Annotated in this window: 20 protein-coding genes; 14 read left to right on the top strand and 6 right to left on the bottom strand. The window is 29.7% G+C overall.

Annotated elements, in window-relative coordinates:
- The first annotated feature begins 12 nt into the window (after positions 1-12).
- Positions 13-813, top strand: coding sequence for an ion transporter (locus ACKGJI_RS06575; RefSeq protein WP_458699492.1), 801 nt, complete (start codon positions 13-15; stop codon positions 811-813).
- Positions 814-823: 10 nt separating this feature from the next.
- Here the strand turns inward: ACKGJI_RS06575 and ACKGJI_RS06570 are convergent, their stop codons facing one another.
- Positions 824-1,960, bottom strand: a complete 1,137-nt coding sequence (locus ACKGJI_RS06570; protein ID WP_458699491.1) for a MalY/PatB family protein — start codon at positions 1,958-1,960, stop codon at positions 824-826.
- A gap of 59 nt (positions 1,961-2,019) precedes the next feature.
- On the opposite strand from ACKGJI_RS06570, the gene ACKGJI_RS06565 reads away from it, so the two are divergent.
- The 4 genes from ACKGJI_RS06565 (at position 2,020) to ACKGJI_RS06550 (ending at position 6,299) form a co-directional block, all read left to right on the top strand.
- Positions 2,020-2,775 (top strand): TerB family tellurite resistance protein, encoded by a 756-nt coding sequence (locus ACKGJI_RS06565; RefSeq protein ID WP_458699490.1) that lies wholly within the window; start codon positions 2,020-2,022, stop codon positions 2,773-2,775.
- 27 nt (positions 2,776-2,802) lie between these two features.
- The gene (gene purH, locus ACKGJI_RS06560; RefSeq protein WP_458699489.1) at positions 2,803-4,335 is read left to right on the top strand and encodes a bifunctional phosphoribosylaminoimidazolecarboxamide formyltransferase/IMP cyclohydrolase; all 1,533 of its coding nucleotides are present in this window, start codon (positions 2,803-2,805) and stop codon (positions 4,333-4,335) included.
- A 63-nt stretch (positions 4,336-4,398) separates the two neighbouring features.
- Positions 4,399-4,704, top strand: coding sequence for a hypothetical protein (locus ACKGJI_RS06555; protein ID WP_458699488.1), 306 nt, complete (start codon positions 4,399-4,401; stop codon positions 4,702-4,704).
- A 2-nt stretch (positions 4,705-4,706) separates the two neighbouring features.
- Positions 4,707-6,299 carry a methyl-accepting chemotaxis protein gene (locus tag ACKGJI_RS06550; RefSeq protein WP_458699487.1) on the top strand — a complete coding sequence of 531 codons (1,593 nt, stop codon included), beginning with the start codon at positions 4,707-4,709 and terminating at the stop codon, positions 6,297-6,299.
- Between the two features lie 12 nt (positions 6,300-6,311).
- Here the strand turns inward: ACKGJI_RS06550 and ACKGJI_RS06545 are convergent, their stop codons facing one another.
- On the bottom strand, positions 6,312-8,243 hold the full coding sequence (locus ACKGJI_RS06545) for an ABC-F family ATP-binding cassette domain-containing protein (protein WP_458699486.1): 1,932 nt from the start codon (positions 8,241-8,243) through the stop codon (positions 6,312-6,314).
- 105 nt (positions 8,244-8,348) lie between these two features.
- Here ACKGJI_RS06545 and ACKGJI_RS06540 point away from each other — a divergent pair, with 105 nt between their 5' ends.
- The gene (locus tag ACKGJI_RS06540; RefSeq protein ID WP_458699485.1) at positions 8,349-9,548 is read left to right on the top strand and encodes a M48 family metallopeptidase; all 1,200 of its coding nucleotides are present in this window, start codon (positions 8,349-8,351) and stop codon (positions 9,546-9,548) included.
- Complete coding sequence (gene prmC, locus ACKGJI_RS06535) at positions 9,541-10,347, top strand: peptide chain release factor N(5)-glutamine methyltransferase (RefSeq protein WP_458699484.1); 807 nt, start codon at positions 9,541-9,543, stop codon at positions 10,345-10,347. Before ACKGJI_RS06540 ends, prmC begins: the two co-directional genes overlap by 8 nt.
- Before the next feature lie 30 nt (positions 10,348-10,377).
- Here the strand turns inward: prmC and ftsZ are convergent, their stop codons facing one another.
- Genes ftsZ through ACKGJI_RS06520 form a run of 3 tightly spaced genes read right to left on the bottom strand, consistent with a single transcriptional unit; the run spans position 10,378 to position 14,352 of the window.
- Complete coding sequence (gene ftsZ, locus ACKGJI_RS06530) at positions 10,378-11,505, bottom strand: cell division protein FtsZ (RefSeq protein ID WP_458699483.1); 1,128 nt, start codon at positions 11,503-11,505, stop codon at positions 10,378-10,380.
- Positions 11,506-11,526: 21 nt separating this feature from the next.
- Positions 11,527-12,891 carry a cell division protein FtsA gene (gene ftsA, locus ACKGJI_RS06525; RefSeq protein ID WP_458699482.1) on the bottom strand — a complete coding sequence of 455 codons (1,365 nt, stop codon included), beginning with the start codon at positions 12,889-12,891 and terminating at the stop codon, positions 11,527-11,529.
- Positions 12,892-14,352 (bottom strand): peptidylprolyl isomerase, encoded by a 1,461-nt coding sequence (locus ACKGJI_RS06520; protein ID WP_458699481.1) that lies wholly within the window; start codon positions 14,350-14,352, stop codon positions 12,892-12,894.
- A 112-nt stretch (positions 14,353-14,464) separates the two neighbouring features.
- Between ACKGJI_RS06520 and ACKGJI_RS06515 the strand changes: the two genes are divergently transcribed.
- Positions 14,465-15,775, top strand: coding sequence for an adenosylmethionine--8-amino-7-oxononanoate transaminase (locus tag ACKGJI_RS06515; protein WP_458699480.1), 1,311 nt, complete (start codon positions 14,465-14,467; stop codon positions 15,773-15,775).
- Complete coding sequence (locus tag ACKGJI_RS06510; RefSeq protein WP_458699479.1) at positions 15,768-16,316, top strand: RBBP9/YdeN family alpha/beta hydrolase; 549 nt, start codon at positions 15,768-15,770, stop codon at positions 16,314-16,316. Before ACKGJI_RS06515 ends, ACKGJI_RS06510 begins: the two co-directional genes overlap by 8 nt.
- Here the strand turns inward: ACKGJI_RS06510 and ACKGJI_RS06505 are convergent.
- Entirely contained in the window at positions 16,286-16,867 is a 582-nt protein-coding gene (locus ACKGJI_RS06505) for a class II aldolase and adducin N-terminal domain-containing protein (RefSeq protein ID WP_458699478.1), read from the bottom strand. The genes ACKGJI_RS06510 and ACKGJI_RS06505 overlap by 31 nt on opposite strands.
- 59 nt (positions 16,868-16,926) lie before the next feature.
- Here ACKGJI_RS06505 and rsmH point away from each other — a divergent pair, with 59 nt between their 5' ends.
- The 5 genes from rsmH (at position 16,927) to ACKGJI_RS06480 (ending at position 24,586) form a co-directional block, all read left to right on the top strand.
- Positions 16,927-17,832, top strand: coding sequence for a 16S rRNA (cytosine(1402)-N(4))-methyltransferase RsmH (gene rsmH, locus ACKGJI_RS06500; RefSeq protein ID WP_458699477.1), 906 nt, complete (start codon positions 16,927-16,929; stop codon positions 17,830-17,832).
- Positions 17,825-18,133: a hypothetical protein gene (locus tag ACKGJI_RS06495; protein ID WP_458699476.1), complete on the top strand. Its 309-nt coding sequence runs from the start codon at positions 17,825-17,827 to the stop codon at positions 18,131-18,133. Before rsmH ends, ACKGJI_RS06495 begins: the two co-directional genes overlap by 8 nt.
- Positions 18,133-21,225, top strand: a complete 3,093-nt coding sequence (locus ACKGJI_RS06490; RefSeq protein WP_458699475.1) for an efflux RND transporter permease subunit — start codon at positions 18,133-18,135, stop codon at positions 21,223-21,225. The genes ACKGJI_RS06495 and ACKGJI_RS06490 overlap by 1 nt, the downstream gene beginning before the upstream one ends.
- Positions 21,218-22,396, top strand: a complete 1,179-nt coding sequence (locus tag ACKGJI_RS06485; RefSeq protein ID WP_458699474.1) for a DNA recombination protein RmuC — start codon at positions 21,218-21,220, stop codon at positions 22,394-22,396. Before ACKGJI_RS06490 ends, ACKGJI_RS06485 begins: the two co-directional genes overlap by 8 nt.
- 69 nt (positions 22,397-22,465) lie before the next feature.
- On the top strand, positions 22,466-24,586 hold the full coding sequence (locus tag ACKGJI_RS06480; protein ID WP_458699473.1) for a methyl-accepting chemotaxis protein: 2,121 nt from the start codon (positions 22,466-22,468) through the stop codon (positions 24,584-24,586).
- The last annotated feature ends 20 nt before the right edge of the window (positions 24,587-24,606 follow it).

The raw sequence follows: 24,606 nt of genomic DNA, 5'->3' as shown, positions 1-24,606 counted from the left end.
TAGAAAGTTTCGATGAGTAGTTTCATTTTTAAAATAAAGCAAGTTAGAGATTCAAGATGGTTCTCTAACTTGACAACATCAATTATCATATTTTATGCTTCAGTTTTAGGCTTTGAAACTATCGATAAGGTTGCTCAACCATTAGGAAATATTCTTCATACTTTAGACTATATTGTTACAGTGTATTTTGTAATTGAGCTTTTAATTAAAATGATTGCTGAAGAAAAATTTATCAATTTTTTTAAAAATGGATGGAATCTTTTTGATTTTGTTATAGTTGCTATAACTCTTGTACCATTGGAAAATAGTTCATTTGCAGCCATTGCAAGATTATTTAGAGTTTTTAGGGTCTTAAGACTTTTCACTGCTAGACCTGAACTTAAATCTATAATAGATATGCTAATTAAAGCAATACCATCTATCATAGATATTGTTATTCTTATGTTTATTATCTTTTATATATATGCTATTGCAGGTAGTTTTATCTTTGCTGATTTGCCATCTAAATTATGGGATAATTTTTTAGTTTCTATGCTTACACTGTTTAGAATTTTGACTTTTGAAGATTGGACAGATGTTATGTATGAGGCTATGGAAGTATATCCTTGGGCTTGGATTTATTTTGTTAGTTTTATTATTATTGCTGCTTTTGTATTTTTTAATCTTTTTGTAGCTGTCATAATTGGTGAAATGCAAAAAATGCAAGATGCAAAAATGAAAAATGAAATCCATGAAGATAGTAAAAAATTAGATTTACTATTAGAAGAGATAAAAGAGCTTAAATCACAAATAGAAAAAAGAAAGGAAATTTGATAATCTCCTTTTAGTTTAGCTCATCTAAAGCTTTTGATATCCTTTTTAAACCTTCATTTAAAATGCTTTTAGGTGTACCAAAATTTAATCTAACGAAGTTTTTATTTCCAAAAGGCTCACCATCACTTAGGCCAACTCCATATTTTAAAAAGTACTCATATGGGTTTTCAAGCTCTAATTTACTTACATCAATCCAAGCTAAAAATGTAGCATCTTGGTTTAATAATTTTAATTTAGGATATTGTTTTACAAAATCTTGTACTATTTTTAGATTTTCATTTAGATAAACTCTAAGTTTATTTAGCCACTCATCACAGCTGGTATAAGCAACTTTTGTAGCTGTAAGAGCTAGTAAATTTACTCCAGTAGTAATTCCTGCCATTGTTACTTGGAATTCTTTTCTTAATTTTTTATCTGGGATTATAGCAAAAGAGCTTTGTAGTCCTGCTATATTAAATGTTTTACTTGGGGCTAAAAGAGTTATACTTCTTTTAGATATTTCATCATTTAAAGAGCCAATTGGTATATGTTTTGCATTTGGATTTAAAATTAAATCTGCGTGTATTTCATCAGAGCATATAATCAAATCATGTTTTACACAAATATCACTAAGTTTTTCAAGTTCATCTCTTTTAAAAACTGTTCCTCCTGGATTGTAGGGATTGCAAAACATAAACAGTTTACATGTAGGAGTAATTGCCTTTTCAAATTCATCAAAATCAATAGTCCATCGGTTGTTTTTTTCAACTAACGGCACTTTTAAAATATTTAAATTATTATTTTTGGGTGCTTTAACAAAATGTGGATAAATAGGAGTGCTAATGATAACATCACTTCCTTTAGTCATTTTACAAGCTACATTCATACTACTTATAACTCCAGAGTTCCAAACAATCCACTCTGGTTTTATATCCCAATCGTAGTGTCTTTTTATGAAAGATATCACTGCATCAATAGTTACTTCATCAACTCTAGTATAACCAAAAACACCATGCTCTACTCTTACATGTAAAGCATCAATTATGCATTGAGGTGATTTAAAATCCATATCGGCTACCCACATAGGAATAACATCTTGGTTTTTATATTTGTCCCATTTTTCACAATGGCTTTTTGTTCTATCGATTACTTTATCAAAGATTTCCATATTTTACCTTGTTAAAATTTATGATTATTGTAGTAAAATAATGAAAAAAGGATGCTGAATTGAGTTATATTATCATCGTTATTGTAATTGTGTTGTTTTATTTGCTAACAAAAGGTTATAAAACAGAAGATTTTAATCATATACATGTAGATAAAGTTCAAAGTCTAAAAGGCTCACTTAAAGATCATGAAGCTGGTTTGCTAGTTGCTTTGATGGCAAAAGTTGCAAAAGCTGATGGAAGGGTGAGTGAGCTTGAGGCTGAACTTTTAAGTCATACTTTTACTGATATTTCTAAAGTGTTTGAAAATTCAAATGAAATAAGAGATGAGTTAAAGAGCATCTATAAGCAAGAAAAAGAGAGCTTTGAAAATACTTTAGAAATTGCTAAAAAATATCTTGCTTTAACAAAAAGGGATTATTTAAAAAGACTAAAAATAATGGAATATTTACTAAATCTTGCTTTTATTGATGGTGAGTTTAGTAAAGAAGAGTTTATGATAACTGAAGATATCGCTAATGCTTTGGAAATCAGAAAAAGTGATTTTGAGAACTTAATAAAACAGTTTGAGAATTTTTATGCAAACAAAGCAAAACAAGAAGGTATGAGCCTAAAAAAAGCATATGAAACCTTGGGTTTAGATGAAAGCGTAGATTTTGATACAGTTAAAAAAACTTATAGAAAATTGGTTAGACAAAATCATCCTGATATACTCATGGGAGAAGGAAAAGATAAAAGTATCATTGAAAGTGCTACAAAAAAACTTCAAGAGATTAATGAAGCTTATGAAATCATAAAGAAGAATAGTGTAAAATAAAGATTATTTTAATTTAAGGATGAAAAAGTGAGAGCACTCATAAGTGTAAGTGATAAAACTGGTATTGTTGAGTTTGCAAGAGAACTTGAAAAATTAGGTTATGAGATAATTTCTACAGGTGGAACTTTTAAACTTTTATCAAGCGAGGGTATAAAAGCTATTGAGATTGATGAAGTTACAAAATTTCCTGAGTGCTTTGAAGGAAGAGTAAAAACTCTTAATCCTTATGTTCATGGTGGGATTTTATATAGACGAGATAAAGAGCTACATGTAGTAGAAGCAAAAAAGCTCGGAGTTGAAAGTATTGATTTGGTTTGTGTAAATCTTTATCCTTTTAAGGAGACTATTGCAAAGACTGATGATTTTGAAGAAATTATCGAAAATATTGACATTGGTGGGCCTACTATGGTTAGAAGTGCTGCTAAAAATTTTGCAAGTGTTTTGATTGTGACTGATGTTAATGATTATGATGAAGTAATTGATGCTATTAAAAATGATAAAAATAGCCTTGAATTTAGAAGAGATTTGATGATAAAAGCGTATGAGCATACAGCAGCTTATGATAGCATGATAGCAAACTATATGAATAAAAGATTTAATGATGGCTTTGGTGAGAAACAATTTATAGTTGGTTCAAAAGCATTTGATACTAGATATGGTGAAAATCCTCATCAAAAAGGCGCGTTGTACGAGTTTGATTACTTTTTTACAAATAATTTCAAAGCATTAAAAGGCGAAGCTAGTTTTAACAATATGACTGACATAAGTGGTGCTGTAAAAATTGCAGCTTCATTTGGAGAAGCTCCAGCAGTTTCTATCATCAAACATGCAAATCCTTGCGGTTTTGCTATCGGAGATAATTTACTTGATAGTTATGAAAAAGCTTTGAGGTGTGATCCAATTTCGGCTTTTGGTGGTGTTGTTGCTATCAATGGGACATTAGATAAAAAATTGGCTGAAAAAATAAATGAAATCTTTATCGAAGTTATAATTGCTGCAAATGTTGATGAAGATGCTTTAGAAGTATTTAAAGATAAAAAAAGAATCAAAATTTTTACTCAAGAGAGTAAATATCTTATTTTAAATGAAGATGCGTATGATTTTAAACATGTAGATGGTGGATTTGTATATCAAAATAGCGACAGAGTAGCTGATGATGAAGTAAAAAATGCTATATGTAAAAGTAAAAGAAAAGCTAGCGAAAGTGAGCTAAAAGACATGGAAATTGCAGTTAAAGTTGCAGCTTTAACTAAATCTAATTGTGTTGTATATGTAAAAGATAGCGCAATGGTTGCAATTGGAATGGGAATGACTAGTAGAGTAGATGCTGCTAAAGCCGCTCTTAGAAAAGCAAAAGATTTAAATCTTGATATAAAAGGCTGTGTTTTAGCTAGTGAAGCCTTTTTCCCGTTTAGAGATAGCATTGATGAAGCATATAAAGCTGGTGTAAAAGCTGTGATAGAACCAGGTGGTAGTATAAGAGATGATGATATTATAAAAGCAGCTGATGAATATGATATGGCGTTATATTTTACTGGAGTAAGGCACTTTTTACACTAAAATTGATTTATGTTGTGGTAAAAGATTGTAGTTTTTGCAATAATTTGTTGAAAAAGGGATGTTATGGAAATTAATGTTGAAAATAGTTCTGCTAAAATTGTGATTAATGTTAAAGGTAATATTAAAAGTTTAGTAGATGGTAAAAAGTTAAAAGATGCTATAGAAGATAGTTCTTTAAATGATGATAAAAAACCAATCGATATACATATAAAAGATTCATTTATCATAACATCATCAGTAATTGGTTTTTTGATGAAGTTTATAAAAAAAGATCAAATACCAATTAGTTTATATGTTTATAATAATGAACTATATGACATGCTAGATAATATGAATTTGCTATCTGTACTAAACATAAAAAAGGCGTAGTGATGATAAAAAAAAGAATAGGGCTAAAAATAGCATTTACTTTAATTCCAGTTTTATTGATTAGTTTTATTGTTTTACAGTATTTTATCGTTAGTGAGTTTAAATCAGCTTCTTTGGAGCAAAGTAAAAGAAGTTTAAATTCTTTTAGCCAATCAGTTTTTCAAACAGTAAGAGCTGCTATGAATTTAGGAGATCCTGAACAAATCGATCAAGCTTTAAAGGATGCAGAAAAGATTGAAGGTATTAAAAAATTAGAAATCCATAAATCACAAGCTGTTATTGATGGCTTTGGCATTCAGGCTAAGCCAAGTAGTGAAGAGTTGATTAAAAATATTATAAAAAATCCACAAATAAAAGCTATTGACATAAATGATGAAAAAGGACATAGATTGAGGCTTTTAAGACCACTAGTTGCTACAAATGAGTGTTTAGGTTGTCATGTAACTAGTAAGAAAGGTGATGTTCTAGGTGTTATGGACATGACTTATTCTTTTGAAAAAATCGATAAAGATATCAAAGATAGTAGTTATGTATTTTTATTTATATTTTTAATTTCTTTAATTATTACATCTTTAGTAGTAATGTGGGTTTTGAAAAAAGTTGTTGGAGATCCTATCAATATTTTAAAAGAAAGAGTTGAAAATTTATCTGGTAGTGAGGGTGATTTAACAGCTAGAGTCGAAGTGAATTCTGAAGATGAAATAGGTCAAGTTGCTAGTCATATAAATAAATTTATAGAAAAAATACAAAATATGATAGTTGTTTCTAAAGAAAGTGCAAACGAAGTTAACAAAACTGATGAGATATTGAACAATAATGTTGTTGAGATAACTAAAAGTGCTCAAATACAAACACAAAGTATTAGTAAGACTTTTAATGTTATGAAAGATGTTGAAAAAAATCTAGGTGTTTCAGAAGAGCTAGCTATAAGTACAGCTGAAGATAATATTAAAGCATTTAATATATTAGAAAATATGAGTGAGTCATTGCATGATGTTGTTGAAAAGATCTTAGAATCTAGTCAAAATGAGCAGGAAATGTCTGTACAAATTAGTTCTGTTGTTTCTCAAACAGAACAAATTAAAGGCGTTTTGGAGATGATTAAAGATATTGCTGACCAAACAAATCTACTTGCTCTAAACGCGGCAATTGAAGCAGCAAGGGCAGGAGAACATGGTCGTGGATTTGCTGTTGTTGCAGATGAAGTTAGAAAATTAGCTGAGAGAACTCAGAAGTCTTTGAGTGAGATTGATTCAACAATCAGTGTGATAGTTCAAGGTGTAACTGAACTTAGCTCAGCTATGCAAAACAATGCAATCGCTATGCAAGAAGTTTCAAGTAGTGCAGAAAATGTTAGAAGTGAAGCTGATAAAACAAAAGAAAAAACAAAAGAATCTATTGAAATTTCAAAAGAAGCTTCAAAAAAAGTAGTTGAAATTTCTCATTTAACAAATGTTATGATGGAGCAAATGAAAGAGACTTTCGAAGCATCTAGCTACAACGAAAAAATAGCTGATGATTTAGCTAAAATTTCTAAAAATATGACTGAAATATCTTTAAATTTGGAAGAAACTCTTTCTTCTTTTAAAGTATAGAAATAGTGGGCTTTAGCCCTCTATTTCTTCTATTTTTTCTTCTATTTCTAATAACCTATCGATTAATGGTTCAAGTTTTTCTTCTTTTTGGTTTAGCTCTTCTGAGAGTTTTATAAGTCCTATTTTTTCGTAGCACTCAGGATTACTAAGGCATTTTTTTATTTCACTTATTTCATTTTCTAATTTTTCAATTTCTAAAGGTAGTTTTTCATATTCTAGTTTTTCTTTGTATGATAGTTTCAGTGTACGATTAACTGGTGCTTTTGTTGTTTCTTTTTCTTCTTTATTTGAAAAATTTTCTATACCTTTTAACTCTTTTTCAATTTCTAGATATTCACTATAGTTTTGATAACTCTCTTCGATGATACCATTACCCTTAAAAATAAAAAGTTTTTGAGCAATTTTATCTACAAAATACCTATCATGACTTACAAAGATTACTGCTCCTTGAAAGCTTTGTATATACTCTTCTAAAATGTTTATAGTTGGTATATCAAGATCATTAGTAGGCTCATCTAAAATCAAACAATCAATCTCTTTAGTAAATAAAAGAGCTAGAGCAACTCTGTTCTTCTCACCACCACTTAAAACGCCTATTTTTTTATCAAGATGTTCTTTTGGAAATAAAAAGTTTTTTAAGTATCCATAAACATGCATATTTTTGCCCTTGACATCAACTCTATCGCCACCATTTGGGCAAAAAGTTTCTATCAAGTTTTTATCATCATCCAGCGATGTTCTTTGCTGATCAAAATAACCAATTTTAAATTCACCCTTTTTAAATGTACCACTATCTATCTTTATTTCTTCAAGCAATATCTTTAAAAGTGTAGATTTACCAGCTCCATTTTTCCCAACAATCGCAATTCTATCCTTTTGTAAGATTCTAGTAGAAAAATCTTTTATGAGTAGCTTGTCTCCAAGTTTTTTTGATACATCATACATCTCAAAAAGCATTTTTTGTTTATTTTGAGATTTTGATTGATTGAAGTTTTTTTGCTCCCTTTCAAGTTCTAATTTGATTTTATTTATAACTGCAGGATTCTTTTTAGCTTCCTCTCTCATTTGAAAAACTCTTTGTTTTCTTCCTTCATTTCTTTTAAGTCTAGCTCTAACCCCTCGCCTTAGCCACTCTTCTTCACTTCTTAAATGTTTTAGCAAAACTTCATGAGATTTTTTCATACTCAAAAGTAATTCTTCTTTTGCTTTTAGATATTTTTCATATCCACCTTCATAACTTCTTAATTTACAATCATCAATTTCTACTGTTTTAGTTGCTATATTATCTATGAAGTATCTATCGTGTGATATAAAAACTAGGGTAAATTTCTCTTTTAAAAGCATCTCTTCTAAAAATTCAACCATATATACATCTAGATGGTTTGTAGGTTCATCTAAGAGTAAGATATCAGGTTTTTTTAAAATCAATCCAGCTAGTGTTACTCTTCTTTGCTCTCCTCCACTTAAAAGTGTTACAGGCCTGTTTTCATACTCTTTTAGTTGGAATTGCACTAAAACTCTTTCTATTTTATCATCTAAATTCCAAGCATTGTGTAAATCTAGAAAATTTGTAAGTGCCTCTTGCTGGGCTAATAATTCTTTGTTATTAAAATCATTTTCTAGTTTTTTTAAAATTTCATCATATTTTATTTTTGCACTTTTTAGTTCACTTAATTCTTCTTCAATAGCCTCTTTTACAGTAATATCTTTTTCAAAAGATGGCGATTGACTTAACATTTCAACTTTTATACCATTTTGAACTATTCTTCTTCCCTCATCAAATTCTAATGAGCCATTGATGATTTTCATCAAAGTCGACTTACCGCCACCATTTTTACCTATGATACAAATTCTTTCATCTTTATTTACAAAAAAATCAATCTCTTTTAAAATCTGTTGTGATTCATACGATTTACAAATGCCCAATAAGTCTAATAATGCCAATTTATCTCCAAGATATTTAAGATGAGTGTAATTTTAGCAATATTTAGCTAAATCAATATATAAACTTCATTTAGATATAATCCGCAAAAAAATAGAGGATATTTTATGTTTGAAGCAATGTTAGTTATATATACAATTTATACACTTACTAAGATTTATATAAGTATGATGGAATCAAATTTTGTAAAGAAAAGAAAAGAGGGTAAACCCATAATTCTCTCAAAAGAAAATTTCAAAATTGCAGGTGATTACAGGATTGAGAGTAGTAAAATCTCAATTGTAGAATCTTTGTATGATTTACTGCTGTTTTTTGCGTGGGTTAGTTTTGGATTTAAATTTTTAGATAGTATTATCAATTTTGAAAATAGCTCAGTTAATACTATAGTTTTTGTACTATCTTTTATCAGTATAAATTATATACTTGGATTACCATTTGATTTATATAAAATATTTAATTTAGATAGAAGATATGAATTTTCTACGATTGATACAAAAACTTACATAATAGACCAAATTAAAGGTGCAGTTATGTTTTTTGTATTTGGAGCACTCCTTATATGGTTGTTAAGCTGGATAATAAATAGTTATGAAAACTGGTGGATATATGGGTTTGGTATTGTTTTTGTTATCATTTTATTTATAAATATGATTTATCCAACTCTGATTGCTCCTATATTTAATAAATTTACTATTTTAGAAGATGTAGAGTTAAAAGATGCAATTGAAAATCTTTTAAAAAAAGCTGGATTAAAAAGTAGTGGAGTCTTTACAATAGATGCCAGTAAAAGAGATAAGAGATTAAATGCATATTTTGGAGGACTTGGAAAATCAAAAAGAGTTGTATTGTATGATACATTGGTTCAAAAATTGACAAAAGATGAACTTTTAGCAGTTTTAGGCCATGAATTAGGTCATTTTAAGCACAAAGACATAATTAAAAATATATTTTCAAGTGGACTTATGATGTTCGCTATGTTTTTTATATTTGGGAATTTACCTGAAACAATTTTTCAAGGAATAGGAGTAGAAAAATCAGCTCATATGATATTGATTTTGTTTTTACTTTTATCTCCTGTTTTATCGTTTATTTTTATGCCATTATTTGGATTACTTAGCAGACACAATGAATTTAGAGCAGATGAATATGGAAGTGAAGTAGGAGGAAAACAAGAATTAGCAAATGCTTTAATGAAACTTGTTGATGAAAATAAAAGCTTCCCATTGTCTCACCCATTGACCGTTACATTTTATCATACACATCCAAGTGTGGTTGAAAGACTTGAAAAGTTAGGTGTTGATGTATAGTATAAAAGATGCTTTGATTAAAGCAGTTGATATTTTAAAAGATAGTAGTGAAATACCCCAAAAAGAGGCTAGGATACTTCTCGCTCATCATTTAAAAAAAGACCAAATTTTTTTAATTACAAACGAAGATAAAAAAATTGTAGATGAAAAGTATTTTGAGTTGATACAAAAAAGAGCAAATCACGAGCCAGTTGAATACATAACAAACAGTGCCATGTTTTACTCTCGTGAATTTTATGTTGATAGCAGAGTCCTCATCCCTAGGCCTGAGACTGAATTGTTGGTTGATTTAGTAGTTTCTACATGTAAAGGTCTTAAAAGAGCTAAAATAGTTGAAATTGGAACAGGAAGTGGGATTATATCAATTATGCTCGCGATACTTTTACCAAAGGCAAAAATAAAAGCAATTGATATAAGTAATGATGCTTTAGATGTTGCAAAGATTAATGCTAAAAAACATGGTGTAGAAGATAAAATCGAGTTTATACAAAGTAACTTGTTAGAAAATGTAAAAGATAACAGTTTTGATATGTTAGTTTCAAACCCCCCTTATATAGCAAACGATGAGTCTTTACATGTAGGACTCTCTTACGAGCCAAGTCTTGCTCTTTATGGCGGTGAAGTTGGTGATGAAATTTTAAAAGATATAATAGATACTTTTAAACAAAGAGATATAAAATACTTAGCTTGTGAAATGGGGTATGACCAAAGAGAAAAGATATTATCTTATGCTAACAATGCAGAATTTTACAAAGATTTAGCAGGGCTTGATAGAGGGTTTATAATAAGGAGGGATTAAATCCCTTCCTTATTTAGAGAAGATATTGGCTTAATCCATTTGATGGCGGATATATGTAGGAATATCAAGATAATCTTCTTGTCCTTCATAACCACCACTTACCTTTCTAAGGCTCATTATTCGTCTTTTTTTAGCTTCTTCTTGATCTTCATTTAAAGCTTTTAATTCTTTTGCTTTTTCTATCTTGTTTTCAAATCCAGTAGCAACGATAGTTACTTTTACACTATCATCAGCCATTCCATCATCAGTTGTTGTACCAAATATTACATCTGCATCTTCATCTGCGCTTTCATAAACGATTTCCATCGCTTCACTAATATCAGATAGCGGACAAGCAGGTGGAATATGAAAATGAATTAGTACACCAAGAGCACCATTTATTGACATATTATCTAGCAGTGGAGATTCAATCGCACTTTTTACTGCTTCACTAGCAGCACCAGCACCACTACTTTGACCAACACCCATAAGTGCCATTCCTCTGTGACTCATAACTGTTTTTACATCGGCAAAGTCAACATTTATGTCACTATCTCCACTTGAAAGTACAACTTGGCTCATACCTCCAACTGCACGACTAAGTACATCATCTACGATTTTAAAACTATCTTTTATACCTAAACCTTTTTCAATGATTGATAAAAGTTTGTCATTTGGTATAACAACGATTGAATCACTCTCTTTTTTTAGTTCATTTAAACCAGCTTCTGCTAATTTTGCTCTTTTTCTACCTTCAAACATAAAAGGTTTAGTTACAACTGACACAGTTAATGCACCAATTTCTTTTGCAGCTTGTGCGATAACAGGAGCAGCACCAGTTCCAGTTCCTCCACCTAATCCAGAAGCGACATAAACAATATCAGCACCTTCAAGTGCACTTTTGATTTCTTCGTAGTTTTCTAAAGCTGATTCTCTTCCTACTTCAGGTTGCATTCCCGCACCAAGGCCTTTTGTCTTTTTTTCACCAAGCTGAATTTTAATTTGTGCTTTTGAGTGTTCAAGTGCTTGTGCATCAGTATTAGCAACAATTAGATCAATTCCACTAACACCTTCACTAATCATGTGGTTAACCATGTTACCACCGCCACCACCAACACCGATTACTTTAATCTTAGCACCATAAACATTTTTTGATTCTTCTATTGTAAACCCACTCATCTTCTCTCCTGAATATTTCTTTTAAAACAACTGTGTCATACGGTTCCATATTTTGCTTATAAAACCACTACTATTTTCTTTTTCTTTTATGTCTGCAATAGTTGCTAATTTATCCTTAGCATTTTTTATTCCACTTTCTTCATCAACAAAGCTTTCGCCCTCTGTACCATCTAAAATATTTTGTACATTTTTACTAGGTGGAATTTCTTCATTTTTATATCTAAGTTTTTTATTTGAATCGATTTCATATGGAGTAAACTGTCCTGCGCCGTATAAAACTAAGCCAATTGCTGTTGAATACCCAGGATCTCTTAGTGTTTCAAAAAGTCCATCCATCTCTTTTGGTTTTGCTATGCGAACTGGCATATTATCAAAAATCGCAGATGCAAGCTCTCTGATTCCTTCTAGCTTTGTCATACCACCAGTTAGGACAATACCAGCACCAAGCTGGTCTTTAAATCCACTATCTTCTAGTGCTTTTGCTAGAATCATCAGGGTTTCTTCAACTCTTACATAAATAACATTTGAAACAATATCAAGTGAAACTTCATGAGTAGAACCATCATCTCCGATAACAGGTATCTCTATAAGATCACTTGAATTACCTTGCAATGAACCATAATTTATCTTGATATTTTCAGCAGCTCCTAATGGCGTATGAAGTGCTGTTGAAAGATCGTTTGTAATATTGAGTGAGCCAACACCCAAAAAGTCATTATATCTTATAGAATTTCCAGCATGAACTACTAGGTTACATGTAGCCCCACCCAAATCTATAACACCAACTCCAAGCTCTTTTTCATCACTATTTAAAACAGCTATACTTGAAGCATAACCAGCCAATACAATATTGTCTATCTGAACTCCAGCTGATTTGACTGCTTTTTGAAGATTACTAAGAGATGATTTCTGAGCAGTTATGATGTGAACTTGAACTTCAAGTCTAGCTCCATTCATACCAAGTGGATCTTCTATAAATTCTTGATCATCTACTTTGAAATTATAAGGGAGAATATGAAGTTTTTCATATTCATTTGGTATATTTGCATTATGATCAGCCATTTGCATAGCGCGATTTATCTCTTTTATACCAATATCCCTATTAGGAATATTAACAACTCCACTACTATCTATGCTTTTTGTATACGCTCCAGAAATAGAAACTATAACTTTTTCATATTGAGTACCAGCTACTCTTTTAGCGTCATTTAGTGCATTTTTTATTGACTTTGACGCAAGTTCTATATTTGTAATTATACCTTTTTTAAGTCCTTGTGCCTTTGCGATACCAGCTCCAAGTACTTTTATGTCATCATCACTTTTTTCAGCGATAATTGCACAAATTTTACTTGAACCTATGTCAATACCTAAGATAGTAGTGCTCAATTATTTTCCTTTATAGTATTGTTCTATTGCATATCTCTTTTTTAGTTCACTAATGAGATTTTGATTTATCTCAGCTTTTTTTATTTGCATGATATTAGTATTTATCAAATCTACATATTCTTGCAACTTGTCTTTATTAAGCAAGTTTTGTTCCAGTATTTTGTATAGAATTGCCTTGTTTCCGATAATCTTATAACTACTTGCTTTATTTGTATCAAAAACATAGTTTACAAATTCTATACTCTCTTCATTGCTAAGTCCTGGTATTTGTTTCTTAGAATCTCTAGTTACAAATCCTATATCTTGTCCATTAAAAATACCTAGTCTAGCTTTAGCTTGTTTTTTAAGCATCTTAGCTTGCTTTATACTTTTAAGTTTTTTATATATTGTATCTTTTGCTTCAATGTATGGTTTTGGTTTTGGTTCGTTAATAGAAGTAACTTTTACTATAATAAATCCATTTTCAAATTGTATAGGCTTTAAAACTTGACCTAATCTTGCATTTTTTATTTTTTCAACAGGAAAATTTTTATCACTTATTTTTACATTCATTTTACCTGTTGGATTCATTTGAGATTTTTTAAACAACAAATAAGTTTCTAAAGCTTCCCTTTTACTCATTTTAATGCGATAATCTTTTAGTACATCCTCATATGCTTCATCAAAACTTTTTAGTTTTCCATCAGCTTTTTTATAATCATATTTTTTCTCTTCATAAAAAGATTTTAATTCTTTTTGGTCAACATCTTTGTTTGAAGCTCCTATTTTGATTGTTGCTAAATCAAAACTTTTTTCAGTTAAGTACTCTGTTTTATGCTCTTCCCAATATTTTTTAATTTCATCTTCATTAATTGTTACTTCATCAGCATTTATCTTGATTATGTCAATTGCTAATCTATCTTTCATAAACATAGCAGAAGAGAAAATTTCTTGTTCCATTTTAGAAGGTTTTAAATCAAGTGCCTTTTGGACTTTTTCTAAAAGTAGAGTTTTTTTAAGATTTTGCTCATACTCTTTTGGTTTTATTCCTGTTTGTTTAACTACTCTGTAATATGTTTCTTTGTTAAAAACACCATTATTTTTAAAAGCATCATCATTTGCAATTGCTTCTTTAACTTCACTATCAAGTACTCTAAGACCAATTTCATCAGCATAGCTTAATAACAACGTTTCGTTTATGATTGCATTCATCACAATCTTTTCTAAGCCCATTTGATCAGCTTTTTCTTGAGTCAATGTGCCACCTAACATGTTATTATAAAAGTTATAATAGTTAGCATACGCTAATTGAAAATCTTGTACAGAAACTTTTCTATTTTCTACCTTAGCTACTGCTGAAGCTCTATCAGAGTTAAAATCATATGCTCCCCAGCCGACAAATCCAGCTCCAATAAATGCTATTGTTGCTACCCATATGGTAATTACTAGATACTTTTTGTGATGCTGCATCCAAGTTATCATCTAAATCCTTTAAACAAGTACCTACAACTTAGTAGTACTTACTCTTTTTTTTAGATATAATTTTATCCTTATTGTTATTAAACGACTATAAAAACGAGCAAATGGAGATAAAATGAGTGAATTTATAGAGCAATTGAAAAAAAAAGATTTAAAACATATTTGGCATCCTTGTACACAAATGAAAGATTATGAACAACTGCCTCTTATTCCAATTAAAAAAGGAAAAGGAGTATATTTGTATGATTATGAAGGAAATAAATATATTGATTCTATAAGTTCATGGTGGGTAAATCTTTTTGGACACTCTAACGACTACATAAACAAAAAGCTAAAAGAACAAGTTGAAAATTTAGAACATGTAATACTAACATGTTTTACTCACGAGCCTATTGTTAAGCTATCTTCTAGATTAGTAGAGCTAACACCAAAAGGCCTAGAAAAAGTTTTTTGGGCAGATAATGGCTCTAGTGCAGTTGAAGTGGCTCTTAAGATGAGTTATCAGTATTTTAAAAATAAGGGTGAAGATAGACCTTGTTTTATCTCTCTAAAAAATTCTTATCATGGAGAAACTTTAGGTGCTCTTGCAGTTGGTGATGTAGGGCTTTATAAAGATACATTTGATACTATTTTGTTAGAAACCATTCAAGTTGAAGTCCCAAAAGACAAGTCTAATGAGGCTACATGTAGAGCTATTGAAGATTTAAGAAGTACACTTGAAAAAAATGATTCAAAAATATCAGCTTTTATACTAGAGCCATTGGTACAATGTGCAGGAAGTATGCATATGTACTCACCAGAATACTTAAAAAAAGCAAGAGAGCTTTGTGATGAATTTGGTATTCATCTAATTGCTGATGAGATTGCAGTTGGATTTGGAAGAACAGGAAGTATGTTTGCATGTGAACAAGCTAAGATGACTCCTGATTTCATGGCACTCTCAAAAGGACTAACAGGAGGCTATTTACCACTATCTTGCGTGCTAACTACTAACGAAGTTTATGATATGTTTTATTGCGAGTATAACGAGTATAAAGCCTTTTTGCACTCACATAGTTATACAGGAAACCCACTTAGTTGTGCAGTAGCTAACGCAACACTTGATATCTTTGAAAATGAAAATATAATAGAACAAAATCAAGAAAAAATTGCTTATATTGCTAAAAAATTGGAAAGATTTAAAGAGTTAGAAAATGTAGAAAATATAAGACAAACAGGTATGATTGCAGCTCTTGATATAAAAGGTTATAAAAGTGAAGATAGAATTGGTTTAAAGGTATTTGATTATGCTTTGGAAAAAGGTGTATTTTTAAGACCACTTGGAAATGTAGTATATTTTATGCCTCCATTTGTGATTGATTATAAAGAAATTGACACTATGATGGATGTAGCATATGAAGCAATAAAGGCCTTATTAGATGTATAGCACTTTATTTGTTGCTGGTTATGGAAATTCTTTGGACAAACATTGGCAACGATTATGGTTTAATGAAACTAATAATTCTTACTGGGTTGAACAAAAAGATTGGAATCATCCAAATAAAGATGAGTGGATTAAAGAGTTAGACAATACAATCAATCAAATAAATTCACCAATTTTGATAGTTGCACACAGTATAGGTTGTCATACTGTAGTAGAATGGGTACAAAAGTATTATCAAAATCAAAATATTATAGGTGCGCTACTTGTAGCACCTCCTGATACAAAAAGAAAAGATTTTCCAAAAGATATAAAAGGTTACTCAAATCCCCCTTTAGAAAAACTACCATTTAAATCAACATGTATCATCAGTAGTAATGACCAATATAATAGTGTAGAAAATGCAGAATTTTTAGCAAATAAATGGGGTAGCAAAATTGTACATGTAGGTAACAAAGGACACATCAATGCAGAGTCAAATTTGGGTTTTTGGGAAGAAGGAAGAAAAGAATTGAACTATCTTCCTTTGTTAAACTCACTTGCATAGTATAATAACTTACAACTATTTTCTAAAAGAGCTATTTTTTTTGCCAGTTGGTGGATATCTCTATCAAATATATAAACTCCATAACCTTTTATAACCATTAAGTTTGTTGAGTTTTCTTTTAAGTACCTATATATCTCAATTTCTGCTCTTTCATACCAATCATCAAATGATTTTGGATCGTAAACATCGATATTACCTATCTCTTTTATCCCGAAGTAATCTTGTGGGACAATATCATCATTGACTAAAGAGTATGATGTTGTAAAAGGAGGCATTGCATAACAAATGTATTTTGCTTCGTTAATATTTTTGTATATATTTAAATGAATTTCGGCATCTAAACTAGCTTCATTCCACCGATAATCTTTTTTAGAGTAAAGTTCGATGAAGTCATCTTTATCAACATCATCAAAAACTGTATCTCTTTTATTGATAATAAAATGATTATGAGCAACTCTTGCAGATAGTGCACCGTGAAAAATACCTATAAAATCTTTTCTGAACATAGAAAGAGATATATTTTTTAAATCTTCGATAAGATAGTTTTGCAAGACTTAACCTTTTTTTGTTACTTAGTTTGGTATTATAACAAAAAAACTTAGGAAAAGATTTGCATATACCTCATAAGCCTGTATTATTAGAAGAAGTCAAAGAAGTTTTTAAAGATATTGATGATGGATATATAGTTGATTGTACTGTTGGATATGGTGGCCATAGTGAAGCTTTGTTGGAGCAAAATCCAAATATTAAACTAATTTGTTGTGACCAAGACCAAGAAGCTATTAATTTTAGTAAAAAAAGACTTGAGAGATTTAAAGATAGAGTTATATTTGAGCATGCAAAGTTTTCAACAGTAATTAAAACTTACAAAGATTATCCAATTCGTGGAATCTTAGCTGATATTGGAGTTTCTTCTTTACAATTAGATAAAGAAGAGAGAGGTTTTGGGTTTACAAGCTCTACTTTGGATATGAGGATGAACCCAGATAATCCAAAAAGTGCAAAAGATGTTGTTAATAACTATTCAAAAGAAGAGCTAGAAGAGATTTTTAGAGAATATGGAGAGATGAGAGATTTTAGAAAGGCTGCAAAACTAGTTATCGATAATAGGCCTTTTGAAAGCTCTAAAGATTTGGCAGAATTGTTTAAAAAATTAGGTGGCAAACCAAAAATTCATCCAGCAACACTTCCTTTTCAAGCTATTAGGATAGAAGTAAATGATGAATTGGGTGAGCTTGATGAACTATTTGAATCAATTTACAATGCAAATCTAAAAGATTGCATTGTTGCTATTATCTCTTTTCACTCCTTAGAAGATAGGATTGTTAAAAAAACATTTAAATTTTGGTCAAGAAATTGTATTTGCCCTGATGGTATAATGAAGTGCGAGTGTGGGAACAATCATGCTCTAGGAAAAATTTTGACTAAAAAACCGATAATTCCTAGTAAAGCAGAGTGCAAAACAAATCCTAGAAGTAGAAGTTCAAAGATGAGGGTGTTTAAAATCAATGGTTAAAGATACGAAAAATGATAAAAATGAATTACTAAATGATTATGATGAAGAACAAAAAAGAGAAAAAAATTTAGATTTTAAATTTCTCTTTTTAGTTTATCTGTCATTATTTGTAGCATTTTTAATAGTTTTGCCAAAGATTTATATAAAAAATCAAATATATTATATAAGTAGAGATATAAACAGATTACATTCTGAGTACTCTACTTTAAAAGAAGAAAATAGATATTTAAAACAAAAATTAGATTCTATTAGATTTAAAAATCAAGTTTTAGATTCTGTTTTTATTGACTTGGAGAAGTAATGTTAAAAGCTTTCGTAAAATTTGCAGTAGATAAAAGTGTATTAAATCATATTTTTTTAGTTTTTTTATTTGTTATGTCTATTTTTGCTTATAGGAGTATTCCAAAAGAGATATTTCCACCTTCTAGTTTAGACTCAATCATGATAACTGGAGCGTACGCAGGAACTAGTCCAGATGTGCTAGATAAGATGGCAGTAAAATCAATAGAAGATGACATATCAAACCTAAATGGTGTTGATAGGTTTGAGAGTTTCATAAGAAATGGATTTTTTAGTATAACTATATACTTAAAAAGAGGTACTGATAGAAGTAAAATTTTAGATGATGTAAAAGATATAGTAAGTACAAATAAAAAAGATTTACCAAGTGATATGGATGAGCCAATAGCAAAGATTATGGAGGTTGATTATCCCCTCATATCCATAGCTATTGCTAGTAGGAGTGCCTCTAAAGAAGAAATGCTAAAAGTTGCAGATGAATTAAAATCAAGATTATCAAAGATTGAAGATTTAAGTGATGTAACAGTTAGAGGAGATTCAGATAAAGAACTTGTATTTAAGATTGATCATGAAAAATTAAAAGCTTACGGTATTTCACCTCTAGAATTTGCAAGTGTTTTATCTAATCTCAGTGATGTTTTTCCAGTGGGAGTCATAAAGCAAAAAGGAAATCATCTTTTTGTAAGTACACTTGGGGGAGAAAACAATGAGGAAAAACTAAATAATACGATTATAAGCATAAGAGGCAAAAAAATATATTTAAAAGATGTAGCAAGTGCTGATTTTACTTACTCTGACTCTGATCAACTTTCACACTTTAACGGGGAGCCAAACCTTTCCATAAGTATAAATAAATCAAAAAATGGAAATGCAATTGCACTTGTAAAAGATATCAAAAAAATACTCAAAGATTATAAACAAAAATATCAAAATTTTACTTTTGAAACCTATTCGGACTCTTCCATTTGGATAAGAAATAGGCTAAATACCGTAATTTCAAATATAATTTTTGGTTTGATTTTAGTTGGTATATCAGTATGGATTTTTATAAGCGGAAGAATAGCATTTGTAGTAAGTTTAGGAATTCCTGTAAGTTTTATGATAGGGCTTATTTGGATGGAAATGATGGGATATAGTTTAAATATGCTCTCTTTGCTTGGAGCATTGATTGCTCTTGGTATGCTAGTCGATGAAGCAATTGTTGTTGCTGAAAATATATATAGGCACTTAGAAAAAGGAGATAATCCAAGAGAAGCTGCCATAAATGGAGCAGTTGAAATGTTTCCAGCTGTTTTAACTGCAACTGCTACGACAATATTTGCTTTTTTACCACTTTTAATTATGAGTGGTGAAATGGGAGTTTTTATGCGTATGCTTCCTATTATGATTTCAATATTGCTTATAAGTTCTTTGTTTGAAGCATTTTATTTCTTACCGCTTCATGCAAAAGATTTTTTAAAAGTAAAAAACAAAACTAAAAAAAATGAATCTTTGTGGATGGTACTAAATGCGATATATGCCAAAATACTAGCATTTTTGATTAAGTATAAAAAAACTGCTTTAACACTATTTTTAGCTATAACAATCTCACTTATAGTAGTTATGTTAAAAAATAGTAAATTCCAACTATTTCCAGATTTTGATACAACTCAGATATATATAAGTGGAAAAGTAAATATAAATAATGAGTTAAAAGATACTCAAGAGATTGTAAATAAGATAGAAAAGATACTTCTGACAAAGCTATCAAAAGATGAAGTAAACTCAATAGCAAGTGTTAGTGGTTTTAAGCTTGACGCAAAGTATAAGCCTCATATTGCAGAAAATAATTTTCATATTTTTATTGATTTAAGCGATAGAATACCAGAAAACTTTTTCAACAAATACATCAATCCATATCTCTCACCAGAGTATGATAGTAGCAATATGAAAAGACAAAGAAGTGCAAATGAAATACTAGATGATATTAAAAAATATACGAAAGAATTAGCTAGTTCAAAAGAGTTTGAAGAGTTTAAAGCAATAGTTCCAGGAGCTGGAATTGTTGGAAATGATGTTGAAATTGCTTTAAGTGGTGATGCAAAAGTTTTACAACGCGCGATTAAGACATTGAATACTAAAATGAAAAGTGTTGATGGTGTTTATAACATTGATGATGATTTAAAAGCTGGCAAAAAAGAGTTGAAGTTAAAAGTAAATAACTATGGACAACTTCTTGGTTTTAGTGAGAAGTATATCTCTTCGTTGTTAAGACCATATTTTTTCAAAGCTGAAATCGCTAAAATGTTTTACAATGGAGAATTGATTAAAATTCGCTCTCAAGATAGGCTAAAAGATACTTTCAATGCTTTAAAAAACTTTTATATTAGTATTCCAAATACAGATAAAAAAATTCTTCTAAAAGATGTTGTTGATTTTGACTTTAAAGAGGGGTATGCAAATATTTATAAAGATGATGGAGTTAGAGTAAGTTCTGTTTTTGCTTCTCTTGATAAAGCTAAAATCACTTCTGGTGAACTCTTAGACAAATTAAAACCAACTCTTGAAGAGTTTAAAAAAGATGGATTGCAAGTTTATATCAAAGGTGAAGAAAAAGAAAACAATAAGATTAAAAAAGAGATGGCTGAGGCTGGAACTATTGCAATATTTCTTATCTTTTTAGCTTTGGTTTGGATGTTTGACTCAATATTTTTAAGTGTTGTTCTTTTAACTACCATTCCTCTTTCTTTACTTGGAGTTTTAGTTGGACATATGTTAATGGGCATAAATCTTACTATGCCTGGACTCTTAGGTATAGTTGGGCTTAGTGGGGTTGTTGTAAATGATGGAATTATCATTATGGATTTTATTAAAAAAGCTCTAAATCTAGAAGAGCTTATACAGTTTGCAACAAGAAGGCTAAGACCTATTATGCTAACTTCAATCACAACTATACTAGGGCTTTCAACTCTTATCTTCTTTGCTTCAGGTCAAGCTGTTATTCTTCAGCCTATGGCAATTTCTTTGGGATTTGGATTGGCCTTTGCTACTATTTTAAATCTTTTTTATATTCCTGTTTTATATACAGTTTTAAAAGGAAAAAAACTTGGATAATGTAGTATTTTTTTCAGTAATTATTGGTGTTGTCTTATTATCTGTAATTGCGATAATTTGGCAAATAAAATCTTTACATGTAGAGCAAAAAGAGTTTTTGTTTGAAAAAATAAATCAGATAGAAAAAAGCTTACTTCAAGGGGCAAAAGATACAACTTCATTGGTTGAAAAAAATGCAGAGCTTTTTTTAAAGATTTCAAATTCACAGCAAAAACTAAGAGAAGATTTACAAAAAAACCTTTATGAAATGAGCAAAGACATAAGCCAAAAAAGTTCACGAGACATTGAGAATTTAACAAAAAAAGTAGAAGATAAATTAGCCAAAATTAACGAAAAAGTAGAAGATAGACTTACAAAAGGTTTTGAAGAGATTGATAAAACTTTCAAAGATATCATTACTGGAATTGCAAAGATTGGTGAAGCTCAGAAAAAAATAGAATCACTTAGCTCAGAGGTAAATTCACTCCAAAGTGTATTAACAGATAAAAAATCAAGAGGTATCTTTGGTGAAGTTCAGTTAAGCTCGATTTTAAAATCAATTTTTGGTGAAAAAAGGGATTTGTATGATTTGCAATATACTTTTAAAAGTGGCCTCATTGCAGATGCCATCATAAGAGCTCCAGAGCCTTTGGGCTTGATTGCGATTGATTCAAAATTTCCTATGGAAAATTATACTCGTATGATAGAAGATGCAAAATTTACAAGTGAATTTAAGCAAAATATTAAAAAGCATATAAACGATATAAGCTCTAAGTACATCATAAAAGGTACAACTGCTGATATGGCGATTTTGTTTTTACCAGCAGAAGCTATATTTGCTGAAATCAATGCTTATCATGAAGAGTTAATTGAGTATGGAAGAAAAAGAGGAGTTTGGATTGCATCTCCGACAACTTTGATGGCTTTACTAACTACAATTACAGCGATTGTAAGAGATATAAAGACTCAAGAGCAAGCCAAAAAGATACAAGAAGAGCTACTAAAACTATCTACAAATTTCAAACTTTATAAAAAAAGATGGGATAATTTATCAAAACATATAGAAACTGTAAATAAAGATGTAAAAGAGATAGCCGTTTCAACACATAAAATTACAAGTGAATTTGAGCGTATAGAAAAAGTAGAATTTGAAGAGAATAGTAATGTTTTGATAAAAAATGATGAAAAGTAAACAAAATAGATTATAGTTTACTTATAATTTTGATAAGATAGAGTATAAGATTTTTTGAGGGAGGGGAATATGTCTATCAAAAAGAAGATTTATCTACCACTGGTAATAGTGTTTGTTTTGTTTTTAGTTACAATTACTATAAACTTTATCTCATCTGAATTGAAAATAAAAGAAAATGTTTATAAACAAAAAAGTTTAGAACTAAAAACCCTCTTTAAAAAAGAGTATAAAGTAAGCAAAGATGTTGGTTTAACAAATGCAGTTTCTTTATCTCAAAACTCATATATAATTGATTCTTTGTTGGATGGAAGTAGAGGAGCAGCTGCTAAAGGTATGAATCTTTTACTTGCAGAATACAAAAAAAATAGTGAATTAAAAAATATTAAAATTCATATTCATGATGAAAATATGAAAAGTTTTTTAAGAGTATGGAATCCTAAGAAATTTGGAGATGATTTATCTAGTTTTAGAAAAACAATAGTAAAAGTTAAAGAAACTAAAAAGCCTCTTATTGCTATTGAACTAGGTCGCGCGGGATTGGTACTTAGAGGAGTAGCTCCAATTATAGTTCAAGATACCTATATTGGCTCTGTTGAATTTATGCAAGGTTTTGGAAAAATTGAAAAAGATTTAAAAGATATGAACAAAGAGTTGGTGATTTTGTTAAAAAAGGACTATTTAAAGGTAGCTACTCTTCTTAAAAAAAGTAAACAAATAGGAAAATATGCTCTAGCTTCAAATGAAAAAAATCTCAATGAAACTTTTTTAAGTGATTTTACAAAAGTAGATATTAGCGATACTACAAAACAATTTGTAGGCGAAAACTTTCTTTTTGTATCTGAACCATTAAAAGATTTTTCAGGAAATATTGTAGCTTATGCTTTAGTTGGCGAGAGTTTGAACTCTATTAATGCTGCTTTAGATAAGTCAAAAAATATAATTATTGAACAAATTATAATGGTTTTAGTATCTTTTATTTTAATTTTTTCTGTTATATTTTTTGTTGTACAAAAAGCAGTTATAAGACCTATAAAAGCTTTTAAAGATATATCTGATGAATTAGCAAGTGGAGAAGCTGATATGTCAAAGAGGCTTGATTATGTTAGCAATGATGAATTTGGTGAAGTTGCCGGAAGTTTCAATGTTTTTATAGAAAAGGTTGAAAAAATTGCTTTAAAAGCCCAAGAAGAGACTCACAAAGTGCAAGAAAGCTTTAAAGAGATAGAAGAGGGAAGGAAAAAAGAACAATTTAAATCATCTTTAACTGGTACAATGGTAGTTGGATTTAAAGAAAATATGCAAAATCTACAAAAAAGCTTTGGCTCAAATATAAATAAAATAGAAAAAATCAATGAAACCAATGAGATAAATGAAAAAGTTACCCAAGAGGTACAAACAAACACTGATATTGTAGTAGGTGCAATTAATAAAATAATTGAGATGATTTACGAATCAAAAGAGAGTTCAATTCAACTAGATAAAAATGTAGATGATATTAGTATGGTTATATCTTTGATTAGAGATATATCTGACCAAACTAATCTTTTAGCTCTAAACGCTGCAATTGAAGCAGCAAGGGCTGGTGAACATGGACGTGGTTTTGCAGTTGTAGCTGATGAAGTAAGAAATTTAGCAGAAAAAACTCAAAAAGCTACTTCTGAAATTGAAGCTAGTATAAATGTATTAAAACAAAATACTTCAAATCTTTTAGCAAACAGTGAAAAAAGTGAAGAGTTTGCAAATGAATCAACACAAAAACTTGGTACTTTTAGTCAGACATTAAGTACTTTGATATCTAATTCAAATGAGATTAAAAAATACAACACAAATATATCTCATACACTTTTTGTTGATCTTGCAAAAATTGATCATATCACTTATAAAATGAATGGTTATGTTTCTTTACTAGAAGAAAAAATAGTAGGTGAATTTGCAAATTATCATGATTGTAGGCTTGGACAGTGGTACGAAAAAGGTGATGGTAAAAAGGTGTTTTCAGGAACTTCTAGCTATAAAAACTTAGTTGAACCTCATAAAAAAGTTCATGAAAATGTATCAAAGTCTATTGAATATCTTAAAAATAATCTTCATATCGAAAATAAAGATGATATTGTAAGACTTATGGAAGAAGCAGAGTCTTATAGTTCTCAACTTTTTGATATATTAAATGAGATGACAAAAGAGGATTGATTTTGTATTTAACATTTTAT

The sequence above is a fragment of the Sulfurospirillum sp. 1307 genome (genome assembly GCF_054408545.1).
This window is presented reverse-complemented; position numbering and strand designations above follow the sequence as displayed.